Genomic DNA, 12,320 nt, shown 5'->3' with positions numbered 1-12,320 from the left:
TGTCCAAAATCAAAGAAAAATAAGTAAATTTGTGAGCATTAATAAAATATTTAAATAAATTAAAACATCAATAAAATGTCAATTTTAGTAAACAAAGATTCTAAAGTAATTGTACAAGGATTTACAGGGAACGAAGGTACTTTCCACGCAGGTCAGATGATTGAATACGGAACCAACGTAGTAGGAGGAGTAACTCCAGGCAAAGGAGGATCTGAGCACTTAGGAAAACCTGTATTTAATACAGTAGCTGACGCTGTTGAAAAAGCTGGAGCTAACGTAAGTATCATTTTCGTACCACCTGCATTCGCTGCTGATGCGATCATGGAAGCTGCTGAAGCAGGGATCAAAGTTATCGTATGTATTACTGAAGGTATTCCTGTAGCGGATATGGTGAAAGTAAAATCTTACATCGCTGACAGAGACTGCAGATTAATCGGTCCAAACTGTCCGGGAATCATTACTTCTGAAGAAGCTAAAATTGGTATTATGCCAGGATTCGTTTTCAAAAAAGGTAAAGTAGGTATCGTTTCAAAATCAGGTACCCTTACTTATGAAGCTGCTGACCAGGTAGTAAAAGCAGGTTACGGTGTTTCTACAGCAATTGGTATCGGTGGTGACCCAATCATCGGAACTACGACAAGAGAAGCTCTTGAATTATTCATCAACGACCCTGAAACTGAAGCAGTAGTAATGATCGGTGAAATCGGTGGTGGTCTTGAGGCTGAAGCTGCAAGATGGTACAAAGCTAGTGGATCTACTAAGCCGGTTGTAGGATTTATCGCTGGACAAACTGCTCCAAAAGGAAGAACTATGGGACACGCTGGTGCTATCGTAGGAGGTGATGAAGATACTGCTCAGGCTAAAATGCAGATCATGAGAGAGAACGGAATCAACGTAGTAGATTCTCCTGCTGATATCGGAGTTACCGTTGCTAAAGTTCTTGGATAATAGCTATACAAAACAAAACATATGAAAAAACTTTTATTAACCTCAGCATTGACCCTTTCCACACTGTCTTTCGCCCAGATCGACTTTAAAAGTACAAGATTTGGTGTCACGGCAGGAGGTAACTATTCCAGAGTAAGAAATGCCCATAATCCTTCTGGTCCGAAATACGCGTTTCAGGGTGGAGCTTTAGCTCTTATCCCGATCGGAAAATCCAACCAGTTTTATTTACAGCCGGAGGTCGTGTACTATGGTGCAGGAGAAACGGGGAAAGATAAAGATGCTAAAGGAAAAGACGGTTATGATGCAGTATATGGTAACAACTATCTGAGTGTGCCCATTTATTTTAAAGGATATTTTTCTGAGGCTGAATCAGAATTCTTTGGAATGATTGGACCAAGATTTAACTTCCTGATGAGTCAGAATGTTAAAAATGCACCGGTAGGAAGACCTTATTATGACCCGGATTATGTGGTTACAGACTCTAAATATCCTGCAGGAGTTAGCGGAAAAGCAGCAAGCTTTAATTTCGCCCTTGGATTAGGAATAGGGTATAGCTACAAAAGACAGCTGGAAGTAGCACTTAAATATGACCTTGGTCTTTCAGATACCTATCCTGATCTTGCCAAAGACATAGGAGGTACTAACAAAGGCAAGTCTGAGCAGGTGATCAGCCTTAGCTTAAGCTATATCTTCAAATAGAATAACAAGTTATTCAGACATAAAAAATCCCGGAAATTAATTTCCGGGATTTTTGTTTTGTATAATGTGATGAAGTTGGAAGAGAGAAGTTATTGAAGGTATAAAGAACAACTGGAATCTGTTCCAGTATTTCCATCCTCCATCTTCTGGCTTCCAAACCCTTAGTCCATCATCCTCTGATCCATTTCCAGATCTCCTTCAAGGTCGCCTTATTTCCATACATCAGAATCCCTACCCGGTAGATCTTTCCGGCTAAGAATATCATGAAAATAGTAGTCCCCAACAGTAAGGCAATAGATAAAGCAATCTGCCACGCCGGAACACCGAACGGTATTCTTGCAATCATAGCAACCGGTGAAGTGAATGGAATGATAGACAGCCAGAAGCCCAAAGGACCGTCAGGATTGTTCATTAGTGAAAAACTTCCATACATCCCTAAAGTAAGAGGTAAAATCGCAAATAAAGTGAATTGCTGCGTCTCTGTTTCATTATCCACTGCAGAGCCGATAGCGGCATAAATTGAACTGTAGAAAATATAGCCTAAAAGGAAGAATACGATGAATACAAAAATAATCAGCGGGAAATTCAGTTCTAAAAGACTGTGAGAAATCTGTGTCGCGATCTGTGCGATGTCCAGTTTGCTGGCCAGTGCTTCATTACCTCCGGGAATATTTTTCTGGAAAGAAGCGAATCCTGTATTCAAAACCAGTGCTCCTACTACAGACATTGAGATCCAGATCAGAAACTGAGTCAGAGCGACCAGGGTTACGCCTAATATTTTACCCATCATCAGTTCAAAAGGCTTAACGGATGAAATAATGATCTCTACCACTCGGTTGTTTTTCTCCTCAAGAACGCTTCTCATTACCCTTACTCCATAAATGATGATGAACATAAACGTTACATACATCAGAAGGATGCTTAGGCCACTCTTTACACCGAAAGCAAGGTCAGAGTCTTCCTTATTGTTATTGGAAACATTAATCGTTTTTAAAGTAAAGCTTTTATCAAGGCTGTTTAATTGGGATTCTTCTATGCCAAGTTGCTTGATTTTTTCCTTTTTGATGACATCTGTGATATCCGAAACGATCTTCTGCTTCGTATCAAAGCCCATCTTGGCATTAACGATAAGTCTCGTGCTGTTTTCAAGGTTGGTGTAATCATGATCTTTAAGCTCGGGAAGGATCAGAATACCATCCAGAGATTCATTGTCTTTAAGATTGTTGATTTTTGCTTTCTCATCTGCTGCGGAAACAAATACATAATTCAGTTTGTCATTCGATTTCAGCTGGTCTTTAAAAAGTCCGCTTTTATCTACAACTTCAATGATGCTGTGAGATTCATTGGCTTTGAACATCAACCCGATTACGGCTCCAAAACCAACCAGTAAAAGAGGCGCGAGCAGCGTTAATATAATGAAGGATTTTTTCTTAACCTGCGTAAGAAATTCCCTTTTTGTAATTAAATAAATATTGTTCATAAAATTAAGAATGATTACTTACGGCATTAATAAACACTTCATTCATGCTCGGAATTCTTTCGTCGAATGATCTTACTTTTCCTACATTCACAAGATCCAGAAGGATATCGTTCTGCCCGCTTTCATTTTTCAGATCAAAAGAGATGAGGTTATTTTCGTGGGTGAAATTAAAAATCTCATGGTTGCCTTTGAAGCTGTTAAACTGAGCTTCATCCACTTCAGAAAGAGTAACCCCAAAAATATTCTTCTTAAACTTTTCTCTTACATCGAAAACCCTTCCGTCAATAATCTTCTTGGAATTGTTGATCAGTGCAACATAATCACACATTTCCTCAACACTTTCCATTCTGTGGGTAGAAAGGATAATCGTAGTTCCGTTATTTTTAAGATCGATGATCTGGTCTTTAATTAAATTGGCATTTACCGGGTCAAAACCTGAAAAAGGTTCATCAAGGATCAACAGGTGAGGACGGTGAAGAACGGTTACCACAAACTGGATCTTCTGTGCCATCCCTTTTGAAAGTTCAGACAGTTTCTTTTTCCACCACTGGTCGATGTTCAGTTTTTCAAACCATTTTTTGGCTTCATTCAAAGCATCATTTTTGGTCATTCCTTTCAGTTCCCCGAAATAAAGAATCTGATCACCCACACTCATGTTTTTGTACAGACCTCTTTCTTCAGGCATATAGCCGATATCTCTGATGTGTGTTGGATTAAGCCTGTTGCCATTGATGAATACATCTCCGGAATCTGCCTGGGTAATTTGGTTGATGATACGGATAAAAGAAGTTTTTCCGGCTCCGTTCGGACCTAGAAGACCATAAATACTTCCCTGGGGTACATGGATGCTGAAATCATCCAATGCTACTTTTTTCCCGGAACTATAGGTCTTTCTGATATGTTCAGCTTTAAGCATTCAATTGTTTTTATAATGAGTATAAAAAAGTCCCTAAATTTACGGAAATATTAAGGGAGAATTGATGTAAAAGAAAAAATCCTGATGATTATCAGGATTTAATTTTTATTGTTTTACGATTTGCGTAACCTTTTGGGTATTATCGCTTAAAATATAGCGAATCAAGTATTTTCCGGGTTTTAATTTTTCAATATTGATCTCTCCGGAGTTCATGTTGACAGAATAATTGGCTACCTGTGTTCCAAGAATGGAATAGAAAGTAACACTTTTGATCTTTAAAGCAGCATCTTTTGCTTTGATCAGAAGGAAATCTTTCGCAGGATTTGGGTAAGCTACCAATACACCATCATCAGACTTCTGTGTAGGGGAACCCGGCTCTCTCAGCTGTGCTTGCATATTGTTGGAAAACCCAACGAAAGCGCCAATAAATATAAATAAAAGTAAAAGTTTTTTCATCAAATTATAATTTCTCGAATGTATTGAAACAAAAATAAACAATTCTACAATTCTATACAATAGTTTTTTATATAAGTTGTAGTAAATTTGTAGAAACTTATTCAAAAAGTATTCCAAAATGATACATTCAAGAAATAGAAGACTTAGAGTTAATGAATCTATCAGAAGTTTAGTAAGAGAAAACATCCTTACGACTGATGATTTTGTAATGCCAATCTTCGTAATGGAGGGCGAAAACCAGCAGGAAGCAATCCCGTCTATGCCGGGAATTTTCAGGAGGAGCATAGATTTAACGGTGAAGGAATGTAAGGAATTATTTTCTTTGGGAGTAAAATCTGTCAATCTGTACATGAAGGTGTCAGAACATCTTAAAGACAATACCGGAAAAGAGGCCTGGAACAAAGACGGACTGATGCAGCAGACGATCAAAGCGATCAAAGATGCCGTTCCTGGAATGATTGTAATGCCGGATGTAGCTTTGGATCCTTATTCAATCTACGGACACGACGGAATCATTGAAAACGGAAAGATCATGAATGATGCTACCAATGATGCACTGGCAAGAATGTCTGTATCACACGCTGAAGCAGGAGCTGACCTTGTGGCGCCAAGTGATATGATGGACGGAAGAGTTCTGGCGATCCGTGAAGCTTTGGAGGAAACTGGATTTACCGATGTCGGAATTGTGAGCTATGCTGCAAAATACGCAAGTTCTTTCTATGGACCATTCAGAAGTGCTTTGGACAGTGCTCCGAAAGAGAATGTGGAAATCCCGAAAGATAAAAAGACTTATCAGATGGACTTTCACAATTCCCGCGAAGCTTTGAACGAAGTATTTAAAGATATTGATGAAGGGGCTGATATCATCATGATCAAACCGGGACTTCCTTATCTGGATATCGTTTCTAAAGTACGTGAAGCTATTGATCTTCCGATCGCGGTTTATAACGTAAGCGGAGAATATGCCATGGTAAAGGCTGCAGCACAGAACGGATGGCTGGATAATGACAAAACAATCATTGAAAGTCTTACATGTTTCAAGAGAGCCGGAGCTGACCTGATTTTTACTTATTTTGCCAAAGAAGCAGCGATGATTCTTGGAAAATATTAATTAATTTTTATTAAAAATGATGATCATAATTACGCAAATGACGTAAAGGAATCATCAGCCACCCATACTGATTTTAAATATCTTTAGTAATTTATAAAGACTGTTCTCTGAATGGTCTTTTTTTTTGTTCAATTTTCTGACTGCCTCCCTTCTGGTCGCATGGAGTTTGTGAAAAAAAAATAGTTTTATTTAGAGTATACGTGTAAAATTTAAATGAAATGAAATTTGATGATTATGAAATTTAATTTTGTTTTTTTTATCTAAAAACACAATTAAATGCATTTTTTATTTTTTTTATAAAATTAAAAATGGTTTAATTAAAACATTAACGGATAATTTTAATTTGACTGTGTTGTCTGTTTTTTTTAGAATAAAATTATTTGCCAAAACTATTTTGAAATGTTTTTTTCAATCTCTAAAATTGTACAATAATACAAATACGGAGAAATGGGGAAAAACTATTTTTCAGGAGAGGCGTGAAGCGTTTTTTCTGATTTTAAGTCAAGTAAAATATGAATAATAATCAAACGATTATTAATTGGTATTTGACTTTTGACAGGGTAAAACTATCCTTTAGTAATTCTATTTATTGTGAAGACCCCTGAATATATTCCTCTACTGATACGATTCCATTTTCAATTTAACATGGCCAGCATTAATAAGTTCTGGCTCGATTTCAAATTATAGATTTTTATGGTTTTTTTATTTACAAAAAGCAATGTAAAGATGAATGTCATGTTGCTTTTATCAGCTTTATATATCATTTTTATATGCATCTATTCAATTGATCTTTTTGACCTCGGTTTTATCCCATCAATGATTGGAAGATTACAGGAAGGGCAGATTATTTATAAAGATTTTGATTATATAAGACCTTTTTTGGGGTTGGTCTTTTGGGATTATCTTCTTAAATTCATTCCCGGGACGACATCGTATTTTATCTTGATTACCCGGCTCCTTGTAGTCATTCAAAGTCTTATTATCGCTGTCTTTATCCAAAAAATTATTTTTGATAAAGTGCGCTGTGATGTAAGTCTTCTTTTACTGATCTGTTTTTTAGGGACATTTTCTATATTGCCTTGGCATACAATAGACGGAATATTTTTCGGAACGATATCATTGTATTTTTATAAGAAAAAATGGATATTCAGTGCATTGATTTTTTTAGCTTTTGCCTGTCTTACGAAGCAGTCTTTTTTTATTTTTGGCTTGGGTATTTTTATGATGATCGTAAAAGATTTTTATAAAAAGGTGCCATTTCATAAAAAGGATATTATCATTTTCATATTTTCTGTCATATTTCTTCTTTTTGTCGTTTATCATTATCAAATTGTAAAAAACTTTCACCTTTTTTTGAATCAGGTTTTTAATTTTTCTATGACATCTGGATTTTATGAAAATGGTATTGCTCCCTATTTGTTTAAAATTAAACTGAATAATGTATTGTTTTTCTATTTTCTAGTATTGCTGTATTTTCTTGATATTAAGAAGAAATATGCAGAAGTAGGAGTATTGATCATATTTATTGGACTTATTATCTATCCTTTTTTCAATAACGGAGTATATAAAGGGGTACATTCAGTATTTTTACTTGTGGTTATTTTATTTGTAAAATATGATTTCCAGAATAAGTTTATATTTTTTCTGCTATTTTTAGGATGGTCTGCTTCTATTTCGTGGGGAGCAAATTCTCCTTTTTTCTTTATGTTTATTATGCTATATAAATTTATAGACAGATCAAAACTGGTTTTTCCTATGTATATAATTTGTTTAGGCGTATTTTCACTTTACAGACTATTGTATCCTTACCAATCAAAAAGTATCTTTTCCTCCACTCATGTTTTTACTAAAAAACTACCAACTGTTTCGGGATTGCTGATTTCAGAGAATGAATATCAATATCTATCAGAAGCAAAAATGATTCGATCGGAATATGAGAATATTATTTTTCTCCCCGGATCACCTATTTTAGATGTGATTTATAAAAATTATATAAACCGCGCTTCATGGGAAATGGATGTGGAGTATCCTAGCTGGAGAAAAGATTTTTTCAAATTGAAGGATAGTGTATTTGCCATTGATAATGAGCAAATCAAAGTATACAATAAAGGGTTTTATAAAAGTTCGTTTACAGTTGAGATAACAAAAACAAGGAAAATTATCAAGAAAAATAAATTTTTCACGATTTATGGACCTGTTAATTAGATTGAATTCTAAAAATATAAAGAGATGAATCATGGATCAATTAAAATACACGATTCATCTTTTCTGTAATTTTTACATGATGTTGAAATCTTTTCCTTTGGTAAATTTAGCCGCAAAAGGAGCCTGATTTCCGGAATATTTTAAGACAAAATGTTTTTTCGTATCCGTGTCTATTTTAGCATCTACTTCCACGTCTGTAGTCTGGAAACTGACGTCCAGTCCCACACCTGATTCTTTTTCAAGAAAAATCTCTACACTTTCCGCATAAAAAAGAGAAGTACTCAGATAATTGAATTTGATATTCTTTCGGTATGTTTTGGATTTGTCCTGGGTAAACTGGGAATAGTTTTTCAAAATTTCAATTCCTGGGGAATCAATATTAGTGACTCTTGATTTAGTCACTCCATTAACTCTCACTGAAAAGTTAGTGGCATTTTTGATATTTCCATTGACTCCGATGTTAAATAACGAAGGCAGCGACAGACCATATTCAACCATGCTGTCTTTTGTGAATTCAAAATCCGGAATAAGCGCAGGGTGTTTCGGTGTATTCACCAGCTGTTCTTTTACCTTACTGAGAACATCTCCGGAAAAAAGAAATCCGATAAGGTTGTTTTCCGTAGTTCTCCAGTTTCTTCCGTTCCATTCAAAGATTTCACACAGCAAAGTGTCTGATGATGAATGGGGGAGAAGATCCATATCCTGCCATTTAAAAACTTCCTTGGCATAAGGCCTTCTGTTAACAATATTGACACCCAGGTCCAGCGCAAGCAGATCGGTCAGCTCCTGATTATTTTCCATAGTATTTTGATTCTTGATTTGGTGTATAAAAATAAGGAAATAAAACAAAAATGAAAATGTCCATATCAACGAATCATCCCATCGTCAAATTATCCCATCATCAAATCATCCCATCATTAAAGCCATCCTTTTTTTCCATACACATAGGTGTCGTCAAACTGCTTATCACTCATAAACAGGTATAAAATCCCCTCAATAAAAGGAATGATGGAAGCCGCTCCGAGAGTCACAATATTCAGAACAATCTGAATAACGCCTTCTTTGGTATAGCCCAGATAAAATTTATTTAGAGCCAGCCAGCCTACGAGAATTCCTAATAATGCCGCAGGAATTTTCTTTTCCGAACGGTAAGGAACATTACTTTGCTGCTGGTTTTGTGTGCCGTCTGTTTTAGTATAACCGTAATTTTCCATTGTTAATCTTTTTTGGTGATGAATAAAATAATTTCCCAATACGTCGAAGAAAAATCGAGAGAGTTACATTTGTTTAAACTTTTAATTGGTCTATTGAACGGTCTACAATTTTATCGAAGATAAAATCCTCGCGCCTTAAAGCATTCGAATTAGAAAAAAAAACTTGCGTTCCTTTGCGCTTTTCCAACAAAAAGTTTAAACAAGTGAGTGAAATACTTTAGTTTTTCAATGTGATCAACATTTTGTACCAGTAGATTTGATACGAATGATTAATAAAATTAAAACCAATCCATCAAAAAACCGGGGATAGCGTTTATAATCTAAAATTTGAATTCAAAAAAACTTTATCTTTGCTCCTATGATTTTACGAGGAGAAAACTTAATCAAAGAATACGGTCCTAAAAAAGTAGTAAAAGGCGTTTCTGTACAGGTTCAACAGGGAGAAATTGTTGGTTTGCTTGGTCCTAACGGAGCAGGAAAGACCACTTCGTTTTATATGATCGTGGGATTGGTTAAGCCTACTTCAGGGAAAATCTTTCTCGATAAGCAGGAAATCACTACAGATGCGATGTATCGCCGGGCTCAGAAAGGAATCGGGTATCTGGCACAGGAAGCTTCGATTTTCAGAAAGCTGTCTGTAGAAGAAAACATTATGGGCGTGTTACAGCTGACCAAGCTTTCAAAACGTGAACAGCAGATCAAATGTGATGAACTGATTGAAGAATTCTCGCTTCAGCATGTACGTAAAAACAGAGGAGACCTTCTTTCCGGTGGAGAAAGACGTAGAACCGAAATTGCACGATGTCTGGCTACCAGCCCGAACTTTATCCTTCTCGATGAGCCTTTTGCAGGGGTAGACCCGATTGCGGTAGAAGATATCCAGAAGATTGTAAGAAGTTTGGTAGACAAAAACATCGGCATCCTGATTACCGACCACAACGTACAGCAGACCTTAGCTATTACCAATAAAACATACATCATGTTCGAAGGAAAGATCCTGAAAGAAGGACTTCCGGAAGATCTTGCCAATGATCCGCAGGTTAGAGAAGCTTATCTGGGTGAAAACTTTGTGTATCAGAGTATTTTAGACAAACCGAAAAAGAAAAAATACATCTATAACATCTGGGCCGGTAATTTTGATTCTAAACCACAGCTTCAGGGATTTGTAGATGAAAACTTCGGACAGTTTGATGATCTGAGATTGATGTACGGTTTTGAGGACGCCAGTTTTGCTTCACTTGCCAATTCAGAAATTGAACATATCTTCAATGAAGTGGTGGATAAAAACGCCAATAATTCTTTCGTGTTCCAAAGAAAGGAACTGACTTCTCAGTACACTTTAGAGCAGGCGGAAGCTGAATCTAAAGCAGCCAGCAGACCAGAACTGCATTACCTTACAACCTATTTCTACGAAGGATAATTCGGGTTTGAGAGTCGGAGAGTAAGAGTGTTTGAGAGTTTCGAACCGGTTGTCATTTGCTGGTTCGTAGAGATTAAGTTAATAGGATTATAGTTGACATCTTGGCTCTTGGTTCTTGAATCTAGCGTTCACCATTCACTTGCGTAGCAAAATTCACCATTGACATTTCTCAATCTCACGTCTCGTGTCTGAAATCTGATGTCTAAATCAAACATTTTGGCGGCCCGCAAAGATACTTTCCCAGTTATTAAAAACAATATCAGAGAGTCTGTGCTGGTTCATGCTATCAATAAATGCCTGATAAGCGGTATCCAGAAAGAATTTCAACTGACAGCTGAAAGGCATAAAAACACAAGGTTTGGAGTGGCAGTTGATGACGGGCGTGTCGTCCTGTTCCAGCAGGTGAATCAACGTGCCCAGTCCTGTATTGAGGGCTTTGTCGGATATTATAATACCACCATTTTTCCCTCTTTTGGTAATAACAAGTTCTTCTTTAGATAAAAACTGAACCACCTTAATGAGATGATTGCGCAATATATCCAACTCCCCGGACAGCTCATCCAAAGAAGATGAAGCATTTTTGTCCTTTTTGTTGAGATAGATTAAGACACGCAGGCTGTAATCGGTAAAGTGGTTCAGTTTCATTGATAATTAATTAAAATGAAGTAATTGAGGTCCAAACTCTTCAAATAAAATATTTTCCTGTGCAATTCCAAGTTTGATAAGGGAATTATACTGCACTTTGATAAAGACTTCCGGACCACAAATATAATACTTTGCATCATCAATCAGTACCTCGTCTTTGAGTTCTGCTACATCAATTCTTCCTTCTTTTATAGCATTATTTTCATTTTTTGAAACCGTTTCATAAAAAATATGAGTAGTTAACCAGTCGCTGTCCTGATTCAGCAGGTCGATCTGATCCTTGAAGGCGTGAACCTTTTCATTCCGGCAGCTGTGAAGCCATACGGTTGTATTTTCCTGAAGCTTGTTTTTATTGGTTTCAAGCATGCTAAGAAGCGGCGTTACTCCAATACCACCACTGATCAATACCAACGGCTGAGTACCGTCAACACCCGCATGGAATACCCCTGAAGGAGCACTTACCCATATCTCATCACCGGTATTTTTCTGATGCAGGACATTGGAAACGGCACCTTCCGGAGCGTTTGGATGGACCTCTTTTTTTACAGATATCCTATAGTATTCCGGATTAAATGCAGATGAAAGACTGTATTGTCTCACCTGTTCATGGCCCAGCCCGGGGATAAATAATTTCACAGAAAGATACTGTCCGGGAAGATAATCTGCGATGGAGCCCTGATCTTTTGGTTTTAGATAGAAAGATTTAACCTCACTGCTTTCCTCGACAATATCAGCAATCACAAAGGTTCTCCAGCCTTTCCAGCCTCCTTCTTTTTTAAGGGTAGACTGATAAAGGTCTTCTTCAATGGAGATCATAATCTGGGCAAGTTCATTATAAGCCTGTGTCCATGCTTCTATCAATTCATCGGTGGCAGCTTCTCCCAGCACTTCTTTAATGGAAGAAATTAAATGATGGCCAACGATATCGTACTGCTCTGGACTGATATTAAGACTTACATGTTTATTGCCAATAGACTTCAAAACATTGATAAGGACCTCAGTATTTTCGATGTGTTCTGCATAAGCAAGGACAGCGCCAGCCAAAGCGTGCTGCTGTTTTCCACTGGCCTGATGGCTCATGTTGAAAATGTTTTTCAGCTCTGGATGATGCTTAAACATTCTTGCATAAAAGTGTTTCGTAAGATCTGTACCATTCGTTTTTAAAACGGGTACCGTGGATTTGACTAATTTTTTTTGGTTCGAATTCATCTTGTTTTATTTAATAA

The 12,320-nt window shown here is 36.8% G+C and carries 11 protein-coding genes and 1 pseudogene; 5 read left to right on the top strand and 7 right to left on the bottom strand.

Going from position 1 to position 12,320, the window contains the following annotated elements; all coding sequences use genetic code 11:
* Nucleotides 1-75 precede the first annotated feature (75 nt).
* Together sucD and BM143_RS05420 are read left to right on the top strand one after the other, a co-directional pair.
* Entirely contained in the window at nucleotides 76-948 is an 873-nt protein-coding gene (sucD, locus tag BM143_RS05425; RefSeq protein WP_034704619.1) for a succinate--CoA ligase subunit alpha, read from the top strand.
* 21 nt (nucleotides 949-969) lie between these two features.
* The gene (locus tag BM143_RS05420; RefSeq protein ID WP_090023574.1) at nucleotides 970-1,647 is read left to right on the top strand and encodes a porin family protein; all 678 of its coding nucleotides are present in this window, start codon (nucleotides 970-972) and stop codon (nucleotides 1,645-1,647) included.
* Nucleotides 1,648-1,816: 169 nt separating this feature from the next.
* On the opposite strand, the gene BM143_RS05415 is transcribed toward BM143_RS05420, so the two are convergent.
* From BM143_RS05415 to BM143_RS05405, 3 genes are all read right to left on the bottom strand, one after another.
* Nucleotides 1,817-3,127, bottom strand: a complete 1,311-nt coding sequence (locus BM143_RS05415) for an ABC transporter permease (protein ID WP_090023573.1) — start codon at nucleotides 3,125-3,127, stop codon at nucleotides 1,817-1,819.
* 4 nt (nucleotides 3,128-3,131) lie between these two features.
* Complete coding sequence (locus BM143_RS05410; RefSeq protein ID WP_034731967.1) at nucleotides 3,132-4,043, bottom strand: ABC transporter ATP-binding protein; 912 nt, start codon at nucleotides 4,041-4,043, stop codon at nucleotides 3,132-3,134.
* Between the two features lie 105 nt (nucleotides 4,044-4,148).
* Nucleotides 4,149-4,499, bottom strand: coding sequence for a T9SS type A sorting domain-containing protein (locus tag BM143_RS05405; protein ID WP_090023572.1), 351 nt, complete (start codon nucleotides 4,497-4,499; stop codon nucleotides 4,149-4,151).
* Nucleotides 4,500-4,617: 118 nt separating this feature from the next.
* On the opposite strand from BM143_RS05405, the gene hemB reads away from it, so the two are divergent.
* Nucleotides 4,618-5,610 (top strand): porphobilinogen synthase, encoded by a 993-nt coding sequence (gene hemB, locus BM143_RS05400; protein ID WP_090023571.1) that lies wholly within the window; start codon nucleotides 4,618-4,620, stop codon nucleotides 5,608-5,610.
* A 693-nt stretch (nucleotides 5,611-6,303) separates the two neighbouring features.
* Nucleotides 6,304-7,815: a hypothetical protein gene (locus BM143_RS05390; RefSeq protein ID WP_090023569.1), complete on the top strand. Its 1,512-nt coding sequence runs from the start codon at nucleotides 6,304-6,306 to the stop codon at nucleotides 7,813-7,815.
* Between the two features lie 72 nt (nucleotides 7,816-7,887).
* On the opposite strand, the gene BM143_RS05385 is transcribed toward BM143_RS05390, so the two are convergent.
* Together BM143_RS05385 and BM143_RS05380 are read right to left on the bottom strand one after the other, a co-directional pair.
* The gene (locus tag BM143_RS05385) at nucleotides 7,888-8,616 is read right to left on the bottom strand and encodes a hypothetical protein (protein WP_090023568.1); all 729 of its coding nucleotides are present in this window, start codon (nucleotides 8,614-8,616) and stop codon (nucleotides 7,888-7,890) included.
* Between the two features lie 116 nt (nucleotides 8,617-8,732).
* Entirely contained in the window at nucleotides 8,733-9,029 is a 297-nt protein-coding gene (locus BM143_RS05380; RefSeq protein ID WP_090023567.1) for a TM2 domain-containing protein, read from the bottom strand.
* A gap of 358 nt (nucleotides 9,030-9,387) precedes the next feature.
* On the opposite strand from BM143_RS05380, the pseudogene lptB reads away from it, so the two are divergent.
* A pseudogene (lptB, locus tag BM143_RS05375) lies at nucleotides 9,388-10,113 on the top strand (LPS export ABC transporter ATP-binding protein); the annotation flags it as partial.
* Between the two features lie 543 nt (nucleotides 10,114-10,656).
* Here lptB and BM143_RS05370 read toward each other — a convergent pair.
* Together BM143_RS05370 and hmpA are read right to left on the bottom strand one after the other, a co-directional pair.
* The gene (locus BM143_RS05370; protein ID WP_090023566.1) at nucleotides 10,657-11,094 is read right to left on the bottom strand and encodes an Rrf2 family transcriptional regulator; all 438 of its coding nucleotides are present in this window, start codon (nucleotides 11,092-11,094) and stop codon (nucleotides 10,657-10,659) included.
* 6 nt (nucleotides 11,095-11,100) lie between these two features.
* Nucleotides 11,101-12,303, bottom strand: coding sequence for an NO-inducible flavohemoprotein (gene hmpA / locus BM143_RS05365; protein WP_090023565.1), 1,203 nt, complete (start codon nucleotides 12,301-12,303; stop codon nucleotides 11,101-11,103).
* Nucleotides 12,304-12,320 lie beyond the last annotated feature (17 nt).

This window comes from Chryseobacterium oleae (assembly GCF_900115055.1).
Taxonomy (GTDB): Bacteria; Bacteroidota; Bacteroidia; order Flavobacteriales; family Weeksellaceae; genus Chryseobacterium; species Chryseobacterium oleae.
The sequence above is the reverse complement of the archived record's forward strand: the minus strand, read 5'-3'. Positions and strand labels throughout refer to the sequence as shown.